The following is an 18,904-nucleotide window of genomic DNA, read 5'->3' as shown; positions in this document are numbered from 1 at the left end:
AATTTTACGCTGCTCAGCCTAGCGCGTTGAACAGCGGAGTTGCATTGTTTTGCGAAACAACAAGAGTCAACGTTTCTTTGGCCCGGCTCAAGCCGACATACAGAAGTCTGCGCTTGTATTCCGTCCCTGAGAACGCCGATCGGTCACACATCATGATTAAGGTGTTCGCGCACTCAAGGCCCTTGGACTTGTGAATTGTGCTCAAGTCACAAATGTTTTCCGTCCCGATCCAGGCGCACCATTGCGATGCAATAAGGTCTCGGAAGCAAGACCTTTTGACGCCTGCTCATCTGGACTGTGCTGGGATGAATCGCAGGCAAATAGGTTGTGGACGGTCCCTGCCACGAAAAGTGTGCACCCTCAGGCGGGGCCAAATTTAACCCATGCGTTCCGATGCGTAGCTTCCAGGGCTCGCTGGGAAGACGACGGTGCGGTTGCCGTTCAAGAAGACGCGGTGATGGATATGGGCGTGGATCGCTCGTGCCAGGACCTGACTTTCAACGTCACGGCCCATTGAGACGTAGTCTTCAACGCTTTGAGCATGCGTGATGCGCACCGTGTCCTGCTCAATGATTGGCCCTTCATCTAGATCCGGCGTCACATAATGCGCAGTGGCACCGATCAGCTTCACGCCGCGCTCATACGCCTGCTTGTAGGGATTAGCTCCCTTGAAGCTCGGCAGGAAGGAGTGATGGATGTTAATGATCTTGCCCGACATCTTGCGGCACATAGCGTCTGAAAGAACCTGCATATAGCGGGCGAGAACGATGAGCTCGGTACCCGTCTGCTCGACAAGATCTATGAGCTGCGCTTCCGCCCGGGGTTTGTTCTCCTTCGTCACCTTTATGTAGTGGAAGGGAATATCATGATTGACCACCACCTTCTGGTAATCGAAGTGGTTCGAGACGACGCCGACGATATCGATCGGGAGTGCCCCGATCCGCCAACGGTACAGAAGGTCGTTGAGGCAGTGCCCGAACGCCGAGACCATCAACAGCACTTTCATCCTTTGCGTCTGGATGTGAAGCTCTGCTTCCATGTGAAATTTTTCGGCGATCGGTCTCAGCCCCTCGGCAAGCGCTTCGGCTCCTTTCCCGTCCTCTGATATGAAGGAGACGCGCATGAAGAAGCGACCAGTGCTGAGATCGTCGAATTGCGAACTATCGACAATATTGCAGCCCATTTCGCAGAGAAAGGCGGAGATGGCGGCTACTATTCCTCGCGTTGATTGACACGTTGCTGTCAGCATAAAAGTGGTCATTCGTTGCCTTTTAGGGTTATCGGACAAGATCCGCTACTTCGTGAAGCGGAAAGGTGGCGGCAAAAGTAGCTTTAGGCTTGAGGGTTTTCGGAGGCCGGCCCTATCCTTAACAATGACAAACGTTGCGCTCCGGCGGCGGCAGGAGGTCAACTCAGAAATTCGCGCCAGGCGCTCAGGTCCACGTTCCCTCCCGATACCACTGCAACGACGGTCTTGCCGCTCCACATTTCGCGGTGCCGCAGGACCGCAGCTACCGCAGCTGCTCCACCGGGTTCGGCAACGATCTTCATCTCATCCGCCAATAATCGCATCGCGAAAATGACGTCAGCTTCCGACGCTTCGTAGCCGAGGGAGACAAGTTTCTGATTGATCGGAAAGGTCTTCTCACCTGGAATTTGTGTTACGATCGAGTCGCAGATCGAGTTGTACCCGGGTTCATTTCCAACACGCTCGCCTGCTATCAACGATCGCCTGGTATCGTCGAAATGTTCCGGCTCAGCCGCGCAGACAGTGGTCGCTGGGGACAACTCTGCCATGGCGGTGGCAATACCAGCGATCAGCCCACCGCCACCAACGGGGCACACCAAAGCGTCCGCGGACGTTTTCAGTTTCGCCAGTTGATCGACGATTTCCAGTGCAACTGTTCCCTGCCCCGACATCAAAACATAATCATCATAGGGAGCAATCAAAGTCGCTCCCGTTTGCTCGGCCACATCTCGTGCGATCTTGGCCCTGTCGCCGGTTGCCCGATCATATGTGATCACCTTGGCCCCGTACTGGGCGGTGTTGCGCAGTTTCACGGCTGGCGCATCCTGCGGCATGATTATGGTCGATGGGACATTCATTTCCGCAGCCGCGGCAGCAACCCCTTGAGCATGATTGCCGGATGAAAAGGCCACGACACCCGCCGCGCGCTGCTTTTTGCTCAACGACGCGATCTTGACGTAGGCCCCACGAATCTTGAACGACCCGGTCCGCTGCAAGCACTCGGCTTTTACGAGCAAGCGGAAGCCAAGACGGCGGTTGAGAAGTTCGGATTCGAGCAAAGGCGTAAGGCGTGTTACGCCCTCGAGAACCCGGGCGGCATGAACGATCATTTTATATTCGAGCATCGCGCTGCTTTCCAACCAGAAGCTAATGAAATCTCGTTGCCGCTCGCTGATCACATCACGCAATCAGCGGGTGAACCCGGGTGGGCTCTAAGCCTTGGAAGGTCCGCGCTCGCGGCAGGCCTGTTCAAATCGCTGAATTTGCTCTGTGCTGTCGCAGTAGGACATCACCATGCGGAAGCCTTGACCTTTGCGCTGAAAGTTCCACGGCCTTAGGTGGATATCCTTGTCCCGGAGTGCTTGCAGAAGGCTCGGCGGCAGAATCGCGAACACCTCATTAATGTGCACTGGATGAACCAGCTCAACACCCGCACACAGTCTTAAAGCATCAGCTATCCGTGCGGCGTTCCCGTTCGCCTGCAGAGCATTTCGGCGCCAGAGCTCATCCTCCAGGTAGCTCAAGAGTTGCACTGACATGTAGCGCATCTTTGAGCACAAGTGCCCGGCGCGTTTGTGCATGAAGCTCAGTATCTTTGCGATTTCAGGATCGAAGGTGATCACCGCTTCCGCATTCATGGTTCCGTTCTTGATGGTGCCGAAGGTGAGAACGTCCACTCCAGCCTTCCAGGTCATTTCGGCGGGCGTTGCGCCCAGATGAACCATGGCGTTCGCTAAGCGCGCCCCATCAAGATGGACTTTCATGCCGGCATTATGGGCAATTGCACTCAGTGCGCCTAATTCGTCCATTTCATAAACCACACCGGCTTCCGTGGCTTGGGTGATGCTGAGTGCAGAGACCGCCATATGATGCACGTTGCCGATACCGTGACTTTGTAGGCCGCACTCCAATGCAGCAGGCGATATCTTATGGTGCTCACCTGCCAGCAAAGTCATGCGGCCACCACCGCTATAGAATTCGGGCGCCCCAGCTTCGGTCGTCACGATATGCGCGCGCTCGTGACAGAAGATCGTGCCATATGGTGGCGTGATGGCGCCGAGCGCGAGCCCATTGCCCGCAGTCCCCGTAGGCACCGGAAAAATGAAGGTTTCACGCTCAAAAAAGTTCGAATAGGCCTCCGCCAAGGTTGCGGTGAATCGATCTGCTCCGTAGGCCACCTCGACGCCTCGGTTGCAGTTCACGAGCGCGTTCATCACCTGTTCGCAGACCGGCGCGCCATTGTCTGAATTGAAGTGATAGGTTGCTATTTTAGATCCTCCCATTTCCGGCAAAGCCGCCACCAAATTCAGCGGAAGCATCCTGGAGGACATCCCATAGATAGTCGGCTGAAGCGAAATCAGTCAGCATATGCAAGCCGTAGGATCCGTCCGTAATTTCGCGGATTAAAACCGCGCTGATCCGCGCTACGATCGTCTGTGCGACCTCGCTTTGGAGGAAACGATCGCCACGCAAATCCACACTGCAAATCTTCGCCATCATTTGCGCAATCGAACTGCCCTCTAGATAGAGCCAACTATGGCTGTCGGCGCGGGGAAGCGGGTACCCGATGCGGCGCTCACCGCTCGCGTCGTCGGCATTCCAGCTTGCCTCCAGTTCGCTGCACACGCTACCAACCGCGTCTCGACCGGGCAGGACAAGGTACTCTTCCTTACCGAGCCGCGCGATGAGAGTGCCATCGGACAGGGTGATGGCTTTGTTGGGGGCGGCCGGGACGGCGCTGACCTTCGAACTCAGCCAATTCGTCGTCCCGTTGCCCTTGAAGCCGATCCGCGGCAGCGTCGACAGGTCACGGATGACGACATTCTCGTTCTGCGGAGTCTGGCTAGCGCCGGTCAAGCGGTGAGCGAACGGACTTCTGGCAATGGCGCCCACCTTACATCTCCTGCCGCAGATTTTCGGGATCGTAGAAATGGGGGGAAGCAACTTGCGCATGGTGCTCGCTTCCGTCACTTGCACGCAGCACAATTCGGCTTCCAAGATCGGCGTCCGAGCGGTCGGCATAGGCCAGACCGATGACTCGTCCCAAACTCGGCGAAAAAGCGATTGAGGTGATGAACCCTGCTATGGATCCATTCTTCACAACCAGATTAGACTCCTGGAGCCCAGCCATCGGCATCCGGTCGAGCACAAACCCGACCAGTTTTCGGCTCGACAACGTCTTGTTGCGGATCTCCAGACTGCGCTTTCCAATGAAAAAGGGCTTCGAGTTAGCGACTGCCCAGTTCATATCGAGCTCTTCAGGCGTGGTCATGCCGTCAGTGTCTTGACCGATAATCACATGCCCCTTTTCGAGCCGCATGAGCCGCTGAGCTTCAAGGCCGAATGGACGAATACTAAATTCTTTCCCTGCATCGCCAATGGCACGCCAGAGTTCTGACGCGAACCGTGACGGTACATGTATTTCGTAGCCAAGCTCGCCGATGAAACCCACTCGGAACACCCGTGCGGGGATCCCCGCTACCGTCCCTTCACGGTACGCCAGGTATGGGAAGTCTTGCGGCGATAAGGCAATGTCATCCGTAAGTTGTGCGAGTACCTTGCGGGCATTAGGTCCTGCCAGGTTAACCCCCGCATAAGCGGCCGTAACATTCGCGATATCCACGTCGAGTCGCCACTGGGCGTTCCACCACAGCATGTTGCGGTATATTCGATCCACGCCCGTGGTGGTCGCCGTGACATAGAAATAGTTTTCGCCGCGCCGACACGCGACACCGTCATCAATGACCGTCCCCGCCTCATTTGTCATAAGCAGGTAACGGGTCTTGCCAACGGGCAGCTTGACATAGGCAAACGTGTACATGCGATTTAGAAATTCGGCCGCATCGGCCCCCCGCACATCTAACCCGCCCAAAGTCGAGACATCGATCATACCTACGTTGTTTCTTGCGTTCACAACCTCTTCGGCAATGAGCCTCTTGGCATCGGGTTCATGACCATAGTAGGCGGGGCGCAGCCAGTTTCCCGCAAGCAGCCATGCTGCTCCTTGAGCGGTATGCTGTTCATGCATCGGTGTTTGGCGAAATGGCGTGAACTTTCGACCAGCCAAAGTCGCGATTTTCTCCGTTGTAACCGGCGGCCGGGCGGTGGTGACGCCCACCTCACTTATTGTCCGATTTGTGTATTTCGATACGAGCATTGCGGTTGCCAGAGCAGCATGCCGGCCTTGACTTGGCCCCATGCCGACGGTCGAAAACCGCTTTACGAGTTCAAGCTCGCGGTACCCGTCCGCAATGGCGTTCTTGATGTCCTTGACCTGAAGGTCTTCGTCAAAGTCGACAAAGTCCATTCCCTTCAGATGCGGGAAGATCGGGCAAGGATGATTTGGGGAACCTCGATCCCGAACTGGAAGCGCGGGCCGACGCTCGCTTTGATAGCCGCAATTGATCGCGGCCGCCAAGCCCTGACCCGCGCCATGAGCTATGCAACCGTCCAGGTCGAAAAATCCGTCGACCGATCCGGCAAGCAGAACGGCTTTGCCCTGCCCGTCGATGGTGAACTGCGCGGCCACGTCATCGTAAGCGAGCTTGCCACCCGCCTGCAGTGGCAGCTGATAGGCGGGAACATAGCCGACGGACATGCAGACCAGGTCACAATCGATCCTTCGCCGCCTCCTGCCTGCAGTGCCCTCCGCATCGATTTCGGCAAGCTCTACCCCACGGACGTGCGAATGCCCCTTTTCCGGTTGTGCCTCATGGAGGCACCATCCATCCAGAATTGAGACATTTCGTTGCGTTATCTCCGAACGCAACGGTCCGTGGTGACCGGCCTTACGGAGATCGCAAATTGCCGCCAGGTCGACGCCGGCTTCAAGAAGGTCAAGCGCCACGCCATAGGCGTCATCGTTGGCAGCGAGTATGACTGCACGATTACCAGGCTTGACACCGAACAGCCGAATGAGCCGTTGAGCCGCCGAGCCCTGCATGATGCCGGGCAAATCATTGTTTCGAAACTGTGACGGCTGCTCTATGAGCCCGGTCGCGAAAATGACCTGTTTAGCCCGCAGCTTGTATAGTCGGTTACCGCGAATTACCGGCAGCCAGTTATCAGCATACCATGCATTGCAGATCGCGTCGGTCCAGATCTCGATTTTGCTGTGGCCCTTGACCTCGCTGACAAGGTCCCTTTCGGTTGCCAGTCGCGCATAATTCAGCGCTCCGCCTATCCGTGGGTTCTCGTCCACCAGCAAGACTGATGCTCCCGCATCAGCCGCGGCAATCGCCGCCGCCATACCGGCGGGCCCTGCACCGACGACGACCACGTCGTACCAGCCATAGGCCTTGTCGTAATACCCTTGGGTGGGTTTCGTGACGTCGAGCTTACCCAGCCCAGCTTTGGCCCTAATGATGGGCTCCCACACCTTCTCCCATATTCCTTTGGGCTTATAGAAGGTTCGATAGTAAAATCCGACCGGCATGAAGCGCGAAAGCCTGTTCATGACGAACGCGCTATCCCTGCGTGCCGAATTCCCAACATTTTGGGCCCGTACCGCCAGACCGTCCGATATAGGATGACGATCGGCAAAGACGCTTACCTCGTTTCCGATCTGAACAAGGGTGTTCGCGTCTTGAGCGGCCATGGTCAGGATACCGCGTGGTCGGTGATACTTGAATGACCGTGACAATATCCATTCGCCGTTAGCCGCAAGCGCCGACGCGATTGTATCCCCCGCTACGCCTTCATACTCTCGCCCATCGAACGTGAACTTGAGTTTTCTTGATGCGTCGATTAGCAGCCCCTTGCGTAGCGTCGCGCTATTCATGACGCTTCTCCTAAAGGTCCATCTGCCGGTACAGGAAATGTGGCCAGAATCTCATCGGTCACTGTGTTCCGTTCCGCAAGGAACCAGAAGTTTGTTGGTGTGTGACACCACCACTCACGCACGACGCCCGCCGTATTGTTGGACATCCAGACGTACTCGGCCCACTCGTGGTCGCTCGCGCCGGACGGCTCAGGTTGCCGATGCACCTCTCCATGGCACTGGAACTCGGTTATGTTGCGTGGCCCGTTCAGAGGGCATGTCATCAACTTCACGATCGGGTCCTCAATGGCTTGCAGCGGTAGCGCCCATCTCGTTGACCAGATCGAAACTGTGGAACCGGCTCAACTGAAATGGCCTGATCTCGTCAGGAATGCGGTTTTCCGAAATGGCCTTCGCCAAGAAGAATCCGCTGGCCGGGGTCGCCTTGAAGCCCCAGGTGCCCCAACCTGCGTCCAGCCAATAGTTCGAGAGCGGACCCTGACCCATGATCGGACTGTAGTCCGGCGTCATATCGGTGATCCCGGCCCACTGGCGCAAGATCTTGAGTTCGCCAATGAACGGGAACATCTCCAACGCCGAAGCAGCAAGACTTTCCTTGAGCTCCAAGGTCGAGCGTGTGTTGTAAAGCTCGTATGGGTCTGAGCCGCCTCCGATGACGAGTTCGCCTCTCGCCGATTGCGAAACGTAGCAATGCAGAGCGGTTGACGACACCATCGGATCCAGGAAGGGTTTGACAGGATGGGTCACCATTGCCTGAAGTGGATAGCTGCGGATCGGCAGCTTCAAACCGGCCATCTTTGCTACGACCGAAGAGTAACCGGCGACGCATTGCACCACGGTCCCGGCTGAAACATCCCCGCGATTTGTGCGCAGGCGTGTGACTCTATCCCCGGAGACTTCCATCCCCAGGACTTCCGTCCTTTGATGAAGCTCGACCCCACGCTCACACGCGCGGATGGCATATCCCCACACGACTGCGTCGTGACGCGCGATGGCCGCGCTTGGGTGCCAAAGACCGCAAAGGATGGGCATACCCTTGATATCGACATTGAGCGAAGGCACTAAGCTTCTGATCTGCTGGCGATCAACAATCTCGTTAGCCTCACCACAAAAGACGCCGGCGTCGGCGCGCAGGCGAAGCGATCGCGAAACGCCGTCCGAATGGGACAACGTGAGCTGTCCCCGGCGGGAATACATCATGTTGTAATCGAGCTCATTGGCCAGGGATTCGTAAAGTCTCAGGGCGTTCGCATAGAACCGTATTGAGCGCTGATCCGTGTAGTTCGAGCGGATCACCGTGGTGTTGCGCGCGGTGTTCCCGCCTCCAAGATAGCCCTTTTCCAGAATCGCAACGTTGGTGATCCCATGGTGCTTCGCCAGGTGGTAAGCCAATGAGGCTCCGTGACCACCGCCGCCGATGATGACGACGTCGTAGTGGGATTGCAGATCCGGAGTGCGCGGTATCTCGTCGCGTTCGGGATAACGTCTTGAAAAGCCGTACTTTAGAAGCGCAAACACCATATTCCTCCCTCTAGGAGCGCGGCCGGGAAATGGACGCTTTGCTCGCTTGCAGGAGCGATGCCAATAACCGTCGTTTGGTCAAAGCGGGGTCCAATCATACGCGATGCGATGCGCATCCGCGCAGCCTTTCCAGGTTCGGCAAAACGTCGCGAGAACCCATATCGTGGGGACGTAAGTGCCATCTCAGGGGTCTACTTTCGGTAGCGGAATTGAGAACTGGTCGCTTCGCTCGATTGCGTGTGCGGCACGCAAGACAGTCATCTCGTCAAAATACCGGCCCACCAATTGCAGTGCGATCGGGAGACCCTGCGTATGCATAGCGCATGGCATTGTCAGCGCCGGGTGACCGGTCATATTGAAGAATGTCGTGAACCGGGTGATCGCGTTGCCGATCGCTTCGTTGACCCCGTTGCGTGTCACCTTGACGGTGCCCACTTTCTGGGCGATTTCGGGAGTCGCCGGGGTGAGGATCAGATCGACTTGGTCGAATAGCCTATTTGTCTGCTGTCGGTAGATCTCGATGAACCGCTTCGCTTTGACATAGTGCTCCGCCAGAATGCACTGCCCCAACGCCAAACCAGCCCGGAAATCCGCGGAATAGAGGTCGCCGCGCTCCTGCAAATAAGCCGAATGTGCACTCAGCGCTTCAGGCATCTGCACGGTGAGGGAGACTGTACGGCTATGTTCCATATCTGGGAATGTCACCGGCACAAGCTTTGCGCCGCTTGCAACGAGATACTCTTTCACACGCTCAAGAGCCTCGAGGATTTCGTTGTCCGCACGCTCGTAGTAGAAGTTGCTCGGAATACCGACGCGCAATCCTGAGATGTCCTGATCAAGCGCTTCAGGGTAATTTTCAACGGTCCGATTGACTGACGCGGAATCGCTGGGATCGTAGCCTGACACGATGGTCAGCAGATCGGCGCAATCGGCAATCGTGCGCGTCATCAACCCGACGTGATCCAGCGTCCAGCAATATGGCACCACTCCCGAAGTGGGGACACGTCCGATCGTAGGCTTAAAGCCGACAAGCCCGTTCAACGCAGCGGGCGCTCGGACGGAGCCACCGGTGTCCGTTCCAAGTGCCGCCGGCACGAGACCAAAAGCCACCGCGGCCGCTGAGCCGCTCGACGAGCCACCCGCAAGACGCGTCGGATCGTAAGCGTTGACGGCCGTCCCATAAACCTCGTTCTCGCCCGTTGCGCCGTATGCGAATTCATGCAGGTTCGTCTTGCCAAGACTAACCGCCTGAGCTGCCCGCAACTTGGCGATTGCAAACGCATCCTTTTTGGCAGTCCTGTCGTGGAAAACCCGCGATCCGGCGGACGTTCGAACACCCTGCACGTCGAACAAGTCCTTGGAGGCATACGGAATTCCGGCGAACGAGGAGCCATTCAAATCACCACGCGAGAGCCGCGACGCCTGTTCTCGCGCGGTATCGATCGTCGTCGTGATGAACGCCTTTGATTGTGGATTGTGTCGTTCGATCCTCTCGGCGAATGTATCCACAAGCTCGACTGGGGTTACCTCCCCGCGCTGAAGCATCGACCTCAGGTTCTTGACGCTTTGAAATGCGATATCGTTACTCATGCCTGTCTGCGCCTTGGACGCTCATAGCCGGCGGCGTGGTCCCCAAGTCGATTTTCCTCAGCTGTTCAAGCTCATTCAACAGATCTTGAAACCCGGTAATGAGCCCCAAGCGGGGATCGACCAACTCGTTTATTTCCTCTTCCGACCAGCTATGCGATGCCATCTGGGCGCATATGCCGGTCAGCGTAGCTTTTTTTAGTCTTTGCATGATGCCCTCGCAGAATGATCAAGAACAGCGTGCGCTGACATTCGACCAGCAGCGCACGCTTGTGAGTCATCAACGAATGATCGGGGTTTCCGGCGTCTTATTTGTCAATATCTCGCCGCCATTCTCCGTCACCAACACGGTATTGGAGATGAAATAATCTGCGACTGTTGTGTTGGTAAACCAGGAATGGGCATGAACAACCATGCCGACTTCAATCTTGCGGGTCGATTTCGGGAAAAGGCTCGTCACCATGGACCCGCCCGTCCAGCTGGGAGGGAAACCAATCCCTACAAGGTAACCGCAATGGTGGCGATGGTAGTCGACAAGGCCCCCGCTTGCCGCCACTTGATGCCAAGCCTCATAGGCGTCACCCGCATCCGCACCCGGCCGAAGCGCTTCGCAGATCGCCTTCATGCCGCGAACAGCGAGTTCAGCTGACTCTTCGACACCCTTTGGTGCGCTGCCGACATAAACAAGCCTGCCCATTGGAGACTGGTACTTGCGATATGATGCGCAGGTTTCAAGGAAGACGGCATCTCCGTTCCGGAATACCTCACCACGCCAGGTGGTGTGCTCTTCACCCAGGCGGCTAGTCGGGCGGATGAACGGGCCGAAACCAGGGTATTCGCTGCCCTCGAGGATCATCTTGTTGTGGTAGGCCGCCGCTACTTCGTAGTCCGACCCGCCATCCCGTATCGATGCCACCGCGGCCAACGTCCCAAGATCCACTGCATGAGCCGCCTTCCGGGTATATTCTATTTCAAGGGGCGACTTCACGAGACGCAGGTCATCGAGAATTCCGGAAGCGTCCACCCACTTTACACCCGAACGGTCATCTTGAATGCGCTCCGCGTGTCGAGGCGTGAGGAAGAGGCTGCGCTTCTCAATGCCGACGCGGGCACCGAGCAGGCCCAGATCCTTCATGGCTTGATGAACATAATCCGAGAGCTCCTCGTGATCCTTATGCCCGTAGAAGCGCGCGTTGTTGACCTGGTTCTCTACCGTTATCCGCTCCATTGCGCGGCAGCAGAGGCCCATCTCTCCGCTTTGATTCAGAACGAGCACATGCGCCGCGAAGAATCCCCAGTGATCAAGCCCGGTCAGGTAATAAATGTTCTCAGGAACGGCAATCAAGATGCCATCAAGGTTGTTCTCTTTGAGAGCCTTACGCGCATTCAGTATGCGACGATCAAGCTCATCTTTTGGAAAGGGTGAAAGGTAGGTCATGGACGCCCTCGGGTGCTGTATCCAGTTTTCAAGTCGGAAATAGGTATACCTCTCGTACCGTCACTTGCGAAAAATGACAAGAGCAATTTTCCAAAGTCGGCGCCATTTGCCCAAATTTGCGGGAAATTTCGACGGGACGGGAATACCCCCTTGCGGCCTCTCTGGCGCAATGGTATACCTCTTAGGGCAATTCTGCATAAACCCAAAAACAGAGGGAACGGATGAAAATGAAAGCTATCTTGGCTGCACTCGCCGCGACTGCTGCTCTATTTATCGGCGTCGCTCACGCCGACGGGCTGACGGACAGCGCTAAAGCTGGAAAACCAATACGCATTGGCTTTGCTCACGAAATCCCTTGGGCTTACCCGGGCGACAAGAACGAACCGCTGGGATTCGCGAACGCACTGGCGGTCGGCGTCCTAAAGTCGATGGGATACACTAATATCGAGCCAGTCGTGACCGATTGGGGTGGCTTGATACCGGGGCTTCAGGCAGGTCGCTTCGACATTATCACCGGCGGAATGTACATCACCGGCAAGCGTTGCAAGAACGTCGCTTTTGCCGAACCAATGGGGAAATTCGGCAACGCGTTTATTGTCAAAAAAGGCAACCCGAAAGGCATTCAGAACTATAAGGACATCAAGGAGAAGGACGCGACGATGGTGACTGTCTCCGGCTACGTCAATGTTGACGAGGCGCTTAAGGAAGGAGTCCCTGAAAGCAAGATTATGCAGGTGCCAGGCCCCACTGAACTGCTGGCTGCCGTTCGCGCGGGGCGAGCGGACGCTGGGGCTAGTAACTATTTCGATGCCAAAAATCTGGCCGCTAGCGCACCTGACGAAATCGAAGTGACTGACCCGGCCGCTCTACCTGATTGGACGAATAATTGGGTAGCGATTGCATTCAAGCCAGAGGACAAGGACTTTCTGAAGGCGTACAACGAGGCCCAGGCAAAGTACCTCGGTTCGCCGGAAATGCTTGAGGCCGTCGGGAAGTTTCAATACACGAAAGCTCAGCTTCCGGGCGATGCAAAAACCGAATGGGTCTGCGCCAATCGGTAACAATGAGTTGGCTGACGAGCCGCATGAGGCAGCTCGTCAGCATTGCCGAAGCGAGCTCCTATGACATACGCCTCCTTCCTTGCGGATTATGGTAGCCGGTTTGTAGACGGTGCGCTCGTAACCGCCATCCAATTCCTTTGCTCCTTGGGTCTGGCCGTGGTGGTGGCCAACCTCTTCGGCCTGATGCTGCTATCGTCAAACCCGACGCTAAGGAGAGCCGCAGTAGGCTACGTCGAGTTTTTTCGCGGCACCTCACTGCTGGTTCAGCTTTTTTGGTTGTTTTACGTGTTGCCCCTGTTTGGCATCACGCTGGACAATTTTCTCACCGGATTTCTTGCAGTTGGCCTAAACCTTGGGGCCTACGGCGCTGAGCTGGTTCGAGGTGCCATACAGTCAGTGCCCCGTGGCCAGTGGGAGGCATCTTACGCGTTGTCGATGTCGCCAGCCCAACGCATGCGAAGGATTATCCTCCCACAGGCCTTTGTCACCATGCTGCCGGCTTGGGGAAACCTGGTGATCGAGCTGCTCAAAAGTACCGCCCTGGTGGCGTTGATAGCAGTTCCTGACCTCATGTTTGAAGCGCGCCAGCTGAACAATACAACTTATTTATCTACCTGGACTTTTGGAACAGCGCTGGCCATCTACTACGTCTTCTCTCGCTTTCTCATCACGCCTTGTATGCGCTGGACCGAGCGCGTCATGGCTCGGCGGATAGGAAGGGCTTGAGTGATGAAGTGGGACTTCGCATTCACAGCCGAAATCCTACCCAAGATGCTTTGGGCTACGGGCAATACCCTTTTGGCTGCTGGCATGGGATACGCCATTGCCGCTGTCATTGGTCTCTTGTTCGCACTTGCTCAGCGAACACCGCTACGTATTCTGACGTATATTACTCGGGAAATTGTCGAGTTCATCCGCTCAACCCCCCTCGTACTGCAGATCTTCTTTGTGTATTATGTTGGGCCGGAATACGGGCTCTACCTGAGCCCTTGGGTGGCAGGCATGATCGCTATCGGCCTGCACTATGCTGCCTATCTCTCTGAAGTTTATCGGGGTGGCATTGAGTCCGTCCCGAAGGGGCAATGGGAAGCATGCACCGCCATCAATCTAACGACGATGCAGACCTATCGGCGTATTGTTTTGCCGCAGGCTCTCCCACCAGCAATTGCTGGGATGGGAAACTATCTGGTCGCCATTTTTAAAGATACTCCGATTCTTTCTGTAATTGGTGTTGCCGAATTGATGCAGGCAGCAAACGCTGTAGGCGGGCAAAACTATCGCTACCTTGAGCCTTACACGATGGTGGGCGTTATTTTCTTAGTTATCTCACTGACCTCCGCGCGCGCCATTCGTTGGTTTGAAGCGACTGTTCGCCGTAAGTTAGGAATGCAATGATGGAAGATCTCTCGTCATATCCCCTCGAGCTCGGCGGTCCAAACATACCGATGGTACGGTTCATGAAGGTCCGTAAAAGCTATGGCGACCTTATCGTTCTGGACAACCTGAACTTGGACATCGCAGCAAGTGAAATGGTCACCATCATCGGCCCATCGGGGTCCGGCAAAACGACAGTCCTGCGCATGCTGATGACCCTCGAGACCATTAACGGTGGCGTCATCTATGTCGATGGCAAACCCCTCACCCACATGCCGCAAAACGGCGTGCTGGTGCCGGCTGATGCAAGGTACCTGCGAAAAGCACGCTCCTCGATAGGAATGTGCTTCCAGCATTTCAACTTGTTTCCCCACATGACGGCGATACAGAACTGTATGGAGGGGCCGGTCTTGGTCTTGGGTCTCTCGCGCCGCGAGGCTCAAGAGCGTGCCGAAGAGCTTCTCGTGATGGTTGGCATGATCGACAAGAAGGATCAACATCCCTCCCGGCTTTCGGGTGGCCAACAACAGCGCGTAGCGATTGCCCGCGCCCTTGCGATGCGGCCCAAGGTTATGTTGTTTGACGAAGTCACCTCTGCCCTTGATCCCGAGGTAATCGGCGAAGTCACGAATGTGATTAAGGATTTGGTGTTCAAGCACAGGCTGACCATGCTTATGGTCACGCATCAAATGGGTTTTGCTCGTGATATTTCCGATCGCGTCTGCTTTTTCTATGGTGGAAAGATTGAAGAACAAGGCAGTCCTGCTGAACTGTTTTCCAATCCCAAAAGCAAACGAACGCAACAATTTTTGAGCGCAGTCAAAGCGGCGGATTGATGGTCGGGACTCCTATCAGAATTGGAATAGCTGGGATTGGCGCCATAGGCTCGTCAGTGGCACACGCATTGGATCGGGGGCAAATAGTTGGGTGCGAACTGGTGGCTATCTCGGCCCGGAGCCAAAATCGGGCCGCAGAGTTCAATGCGACTTTAAACAGTCGTGTTTCCTGCCTCTCGTTTGAAGATTTGGCTAAAGAGTGTGATACAGTTTTGGAGGGTCTCCCGCCCCAGATGTTCGACGCTATCGCGCTGCCTGTCTTGAGCGCCGGCAAGACTCTCATAGCTATGTCTGCGAGCCAGCTACTCGGTCGAGAAGATTTAGTGGAGTTGGCGCGCCGCATGGGAGGGCGAATTGTGGTCCCATCCGGGGCGATCCTTGGGCTCGACGCCATCAAAGCCGCGGCAGTTGGTGAGATCCGAAAGGTGAAGATCCGCACCTGCAAACCACCAAGGAGCCTTGCAACCGCACCTTATGTCGTCCGCAACGGGTTGAACTTGGAAAGTCTTGAGGAAGCCGTTTGCGTTCTAAGAGGCACCGTAAGCGACGTGGCGAAGGAATTCCCAGCCAACGTGAATGTCGCTGCGGCTCTGAGCCTGGCGGCTCTCGGACCGGACCGCACGCAGATGGAGATTTGGGCAGATCCAAGTCTAACGTTTAACACCCACAACGTAGATGTGGAATCCGACAGTTCGAACTTTTCCATGTTGATACAAAATCGACCAAGCGACGAGAACCCGGCGACCGGACGTATAACCTCGCAGAGCGTGATAGCGTACTTACGTCAAATGAACTCGACCTTGCGTGTTGGAACGTGACGGATGTCGTACATACCTTGCTGCAGCCTCGAGAAAGCTAGCGATGACACGCCACAGCCCCCTCTTACCTACTAACGAAATCACCTTGACACCTCCTGAGGATCAAGAGGGGGGGTTGGAAGGCGACAGGCAGCTCACCGGCAAAATGAGCAAACAGGATATATACCTCGAGTTACGGCGCCGGATATGTCTCCTTGACTACCAGCCAGGTAGCCGCCTCAATGAGAGGGAACTTGCATCAGAATTTGGTGTCAGTCGGACACCGCTACGAACTGTCTTGCAACGCCTGGAGTACGACGGTCTGATCGTAAGCCAGCACGGCAATGGTACTGAAGTCACGTCGATCGATCTGAGCTCTATGCGCGATATATACATCGTTCGGATGCGATTGATGGATGCCATGGCCGAGTCTTCACCACTTCCAGTAACTGACGATAACCTCCGCGAAATTCAAGACTTGGAGCTAGCGTGTCGCCAACTCTTAGATACCAAAGATAAACGCCAGTTTGCCGAGATTATTATCCGCTTACATAGGATTTTGCATAGCTTGAGCAGCAATGGCCCGCTAAGGGATTTCAACGATATCCTGTTCTTTCAATCGGCGAGATTCTGGTTCTTGCTTCTCGAAAAGATGGATTTCCGTCAGCAGGTAGAAGACCTTCTTGACGAGCTCCGCATGATACGGCGAACCCTCGAGCTTCGGGATGTCCGTCTGGTCGCCACGGTTCATAAGTCGCATTTGGCGATGGTGCTATCCAGGCTAGACGCGATGGAAGCAGCTAGCGCAGACCGATTTGTATTTTGAAAACTGAGACGGCATTCGATATTGGTGGCGCCATATGAACCTGCCGACAATTGGCTTTATTGGAACCGGCGACTTCTCCGCCTACTTAATAGCAGCCCTGCGAAGGGGTGGGTTTGGCGGTCGAATTCTTCTCTCGCCCTATAGCCGAGTCAAGGCAGAGCGGCTTGCCGCCACCCACGGCTGCATAGTAGCCGAGGATGACGCGAGAATGTTCGCCGAGGCCGACTGGATCCTTCTGGCGGTGCGGCCCGAGCAGCTTGCCAATACTTTGCCCAATCTGACTCTGCGCCCAGAGCAGGTATTAATTTCAGCTGTCGCAGGCGCCACAATTGCCGAACTGCAGGCGGCGATAGGCAAAGACATATCGGTGGTCCGCATCATGCCATCGAGTTACATTGATACGATTGATAGAGGCCTCGTACCCATATATCCCGCCTCGGACGACGTGGCAGTGGTACTGGGCACGGCAGGTAGGATTGTGACCTTCGAAACCGAAGATCAATTCGAACTTGCCATGGTGGGGGCCTGCCTCGCCGGGTGGATCTATAGCTTCATAGCAACGCTCGAATCTTGGTTCTTGGAGCGTGGGCTCACGTCGGCTCAAGCGAGGCTAGTTGTTGCGGGAAATATCGCGGGAGCGGCTGGCTACGCGCTGGCGCGGGAGGAGGTGTCACTTGACATCGTATCTGACGGGATCGCAACGGAAGGCACCTTTACAAAGTTAGGGTTGGACCATCTTGCCGCAAGGCAAGCCCCTTTGCCCTGGTTAGAGGCTCTCGATATCGTCTTCCGAAGGCTGAACTTGTTGACCTAGTCACGTGATCGACAGCGGAGACACAAGCATGGAGCCGGTCTCCCGCGGTCTCTGCAGTGCATTCCTGCCGAACGAAGCAGGCCTGGCGGAGCCGAGGTAATTTTCCAACGAAAGCCAGTTCCCCGACGAGGATTTTCGTAGATTGGGCTGGCCTAGGCAACCTACCAGAGATTTGAGAACCTCACATCTAAGCTGATAGTCAGATCGCTCGGGGACGAGGATCCGGATCCTCTCCATCCCGGTCCGCGGATACTCAAGTTGCGCCGGCGTAACCGCCTTGCAGCACCAGTCCAATTTGGTTTGTCCGGTACCGCGGCCCAAGGCGCTACCGTTAGGCGCTACACGCGCCATCCTGCGCTCAGGGATTATGTGGGCTGCGCAGCGGCCACTGGGAACCCCTGCCCTCAGCACTAGGCCTCGCGCCCAAGCTATACACAGCTGACGACTAGGACGGCGGCAAACCACGCAGAAAACCTGTCAATACGGGAAAAACCTTGACATCACGCAGCACGCGTCGTAATGCTGTATACATCATTATCTTCGAATTAAGTGGCGCAGAGTTTCGCCAACGGAGAACCGCATGGACGACAAGCTGTATGGAAGTCGTGACAAGCGCGGGCAGTGGTCACCTCATAAGCGACCCGCGCGCGAGCCCTTGTTTGTATGGCCGGCCCAACCGAGAAAGTTTCTCGTATGGATGTTCGGGTTTCCTGGATATCTGTGGCCCTGGAACGCGCTCCTGATCGGCATCTCCGTTGTCGCGTGGGTTTATCTAACGCCCACAACGGATACGATGAGAGAGCTCCGCATTGGCTGGGTGGCGGCCATTCTCCTGCGCAACGCCGCGCTGGCCCTTCTTGTATATGGTGGACTGCACATGCTGTTCTACATTCAGCGTCGCCAGGACACAAACTTCAAATACAATTCGAAGTGGCCCGACACCGACAATTCCGTATTTCTGTTCCGGAGCCAGACCGCCGAAAATGTCTTTTGGACCATGTGTAGTGGTGTGCCTGTCTGGACGGCGTACGAGGTGCTCGCGTGGTGGATGTATTCGAATGGTTACACCATGCAAGTGGATATAACGCAGCACTCAATCTACTTTGTCGGTCTACTCTTTATAACTCCGGCTTGTTTAAAGCTGCAGTTTTACATGGTCCACCGTTTGATCCACGTTGGGCCTCTCTACCACGTCATCCACAAGGTGCATCACAATAACGTTAATCCAGGGCCATGGTCGGGCTTGTCGATGCATACGTTTGAACACATCCTGTATTTCTCGGGAGTGCTGTTCTTTTTCCTCGTGCCCTCTCATCCGATGAACGTGATGTTCTGCCTCATGATCCAGGCGCTAATCCCGGCGTTAGGCCATCTGGGCTTCGACAAGATCGTTTCCGAAGGCGGTAAACATCTCGATTCCGATGGGTACTACCACTACCTGCATCACAGGTATTTTGAGGTAAACTACGGCGACACGTTAATTCCCTTCGATGAGTGGTTCGGTACGGCGCACGATGGCTCGCAGGAGGCCGACGAGGCGATGTACAAACGAACGAAAGCCAAGAACTTCAGCCGTGGCGGGTCCAAGGTATAGGTTCTGCCAGCCTGCACTTTCTCCAAGT

The 18,904-nt window shown here is 55.8% G+C and carries 18 protein-coding genes; 8 read left to right on the top strand and 10 right to left on the bottom strand.

The features are described from left to right. Positions 1-13: 13 nt before the first annotated feature. The 10 genes from OHD58_RS30755 to OHD58_RS19625 all read right to left on the bottom strand — a co-directional run bounded on the left by OHD58_RS30755 (position 14) and on the right by OHD58_RS19625 (position 11,574). Positions 14-205: an ATP-binding domain-containing protein gene (locus tag OHD58_RS30755; protein WP_354494736.1), complete on the bottom strand. Its 192-nt coding sequence runs from the start codon at positions 203-205 to the stop codon at positions 14-16. Positions 206-376: 171 nt separating this feature from the next. Continuing rightward, positions 377-1,261, bottom strand: a complete 885-nt coding sequence (purU, locus tag OHD58_RS19675) for a formyltetrahydrofolate deformylase (RefSeq protein WP_263805089.1) — start codon at positions 1,259-1,261, stop codon at positions 377-379. A gap of 146 nt (positions 1,262-1,407) precedes the next feature. Next, positions 1,408-2,373 (bottom strand): threonine/serine dehydratase, encoded by a 966-nt coding sequence (locus OHD58_RS19670; protein ID WP_412177251.1) that lies wholly within the window; start codon positions 2,371-2,373, stop codon positions 1,408-1,410. An 87-nt stretch (positions 2,374-2,460) separates the two neighbouring features. Next, positions 2,461-3,567 (bottom strand): threonine aldolase family protein, encoded by a 1,107-nt coding sequence (locus OHD58_RS19665; protein ID WP_263805087.1) that lies wholly within the window; start codon positions 3,565-3,567, stop codon positions 2,461-2,463. After that, entirely contained in the window at positions 3,518-4,141 is a 624-nt protein-coding gene (locus OHD58_RS19660) for a sarcosine oxidase subunit gamma family protein (protein WP_263805086.1), read from the bottom strand. Before OHD58_RS19660 ends, OHD58_RS19665 begins: the two co-directional genes overlap by 50 nt. A gap of 1 nt (position 4,142) precedes the next feature. Next, positions 4,143-7,028: a 2Fe-2S iron-sulfur cluster-binding protein gene (locus OHD58_RS30590; RefSeq protein WP_318528272.1), complete on the bottom strand. Its 2,886-nt coding sequence runs from the start codon at positions 7,026-7,028 to the stop codon at positions 4,143-4,145. Continuing rightward, positions 7,025-7,291 carry a sarcosine oxidase subunit delta gene (locus tag OHD58_RS19640; RefSeq protein ID WP_245951940.1) on the bottom strand — a complete coding sequence of 89 codons (267 nt, stop codon included), beginning with the start codon at positions 7,289-7,291 and terminating at the stop codon, positions 7,025-7,027. Before OHD58_RS19640 ends, OHD58_RS30590 begins: the two co-directional genes overlap by 4 nt. A 19-nt stretch (positions 7,292-7,310) precedes the next feature. Beyond that, the gene (locus OHD58_RS19635; RefSeq protein ID WP_263805084.1) at positions 7,311-8,549 is read right to left on the bottom strand and encodes an FAD-dependent oxidoreductase; all 1,239 of its coding nucleotides are present in this window, start codon (positions 8,547-8,549) and stop codon (positions 7,311-7,313) included. Positions 8,550-8,732: 183 nt separating this feature from the next. Then, entirely contained in the window at positions 8,733-10,139 is a 1,407-nt protein-coding gene (locus OHD58_RS19630) for an amidase (RefSeq protein WP_263805083.1), read from the bottom strand. Between the two features lie 277 nt (positions 10,140-10,416). Next, positions 10,417-11,574, bottom strand: coding sequence for a M24 family metallopeptidase (locus tag OHD58_RS19625; RefSeq protein WP_263805082.1), 1,158 nt, complete (start codon positions 11,572-11,574; stop codon positions 10,417-10,419). A 221-nt stretch (positions 11,575-11,795) separates the two neighbouring features. Between OHD58_RS19625 and ehuB the strand changes: the two genes are divergently transcribed. The 8 genes from ehuB to OHD58_RS19585 all read left to right on the top strand — a co-directional run bounded on the left by ehuB (position 11,796) and on the right by OHD58_RS19585 (position 18,876). After that, on the top strand, positions 11,796-12,635 hold the full coding sequence (gene ehuB / locus OHD58_RS19620; protein WP_263805081.1) for an ectoine/hydroxyectoine ABC transporter substrate-binding protein EhuB: 840 nt from the start codon (positions 11,796-11,798) through the stop codon (positions 12,633-12,635). Between the two features lie 60 nt (positions 12,636-12,695). Next, positions 12,696-13,361 carry an ectoine/hydroxyectoine ABC transporter permease subunit EhuC gene (gene ehuC, locus OHD58_RS19615; protein ID WP_263805080.1) on the top strand — a complete coding sequence of 222 codons (666 nt, stop codon included), beginning with the start codon at positions 12,696-12,698 and terminating at the stop codon, positions 13,359-13,361. A 3-nt stretch (positions 13,362-13,364) separates the two neighbouring features. Further along, the gene (ehuD, locus tag OHD58_RS19610; protein WP_172235024.1) at positions 13,365-14,030 is read left to right on the top strand and encodes an ectoine/hydroxyectoine ABC transporter permease subunit EhuD; all 666 of its coding nucleotides are present in this window, start codon (positions 13,365-13,367) and stop codon (positions 14,028-14,030) included. Then, positions 14,030-14,845 carry an ectoine/hydroxyectoine ABC transporter ATP-binding protein EhuA gene (ehuA, locus tag OHD58_RS19605; RefSeq protein WP_318528271.1) on the top strand — a complete coding sequence of 272 codons (816 nt, stop codon included), beginning with the start codon at positions 14,030-14,032 and terminating at the stop codon, positions 14,843-14,845. The genes ehuD and ehuA overlap by 1 nt, the downstream gene beginning before the upstream one ends. Further along, positions 14,845-15,663 carry an aspartate dehydrogenase gene (locus OHD58_RS19600; RefSeq protein WP_263805078.1) on the top strand — a complete coding sequence of 273 codons (819 nt, stop codon included), beginning with the start codon at positions 14,845-14,847 and terminating at the stop codon, positions 15,661-15,663. The genes ehuA and OHD58_RS19600 overlap by 1 nt, the downstream gene beginning before the upstream one ends. Before the next feature lie 43 nt (positions 15,664-15,706). Beyond that, positions 15,707-16,468 (top strand): GntR family transcriptional regulator, encoded by a 762-nt coding sequence (locus OHD58_RS19595; protein ID WP_263805076.1) that lies wholly within the window; start codon positions 15,707-15,709, stop codon positions 16,466-16,468. 34 nt (positions 16,469-16,502) lie between these two features. Continuing rightward, complete coding sequence (locus tag OHD58_RS19590; protein ID WP_263805074.1) at positions 16,503-17,282, top strand: NAD(P)-binding domain-containing protein; 780 nt, start codon at positions 16,503-16,505, stop codon at positions 17,280-17,282. Positions 17,283-17,862: 580 nt separating this feature from the next. Next, positions 17,863-18,876, top strand: coding sequence for a sterol desaturase family protein (locus OHD58_RS19585; protein WP_263805072.1), 1,014 nt, complete (start codon positions 17,863-17,865; stop codon positions 18,874-18,876). The last annotated feature ends 28 nt before the right edge of the window (positions 18,877-18,904 follow it).

This window comes from Mesorhizobium sp. ZC-5 (assembly GCF_025753855.1).
Taxonomy (GTDB): domain Bacteria; phylum Pseudomonadota; class Alphaproteobacteria; order Rhizobiales; family Rhizobiaceae; genus Neomesorhizobium.
Note: the sequence above shows the minus strand (reverse complement) of the source record. Positions and strands in the feature narration are given on the sequence as shown.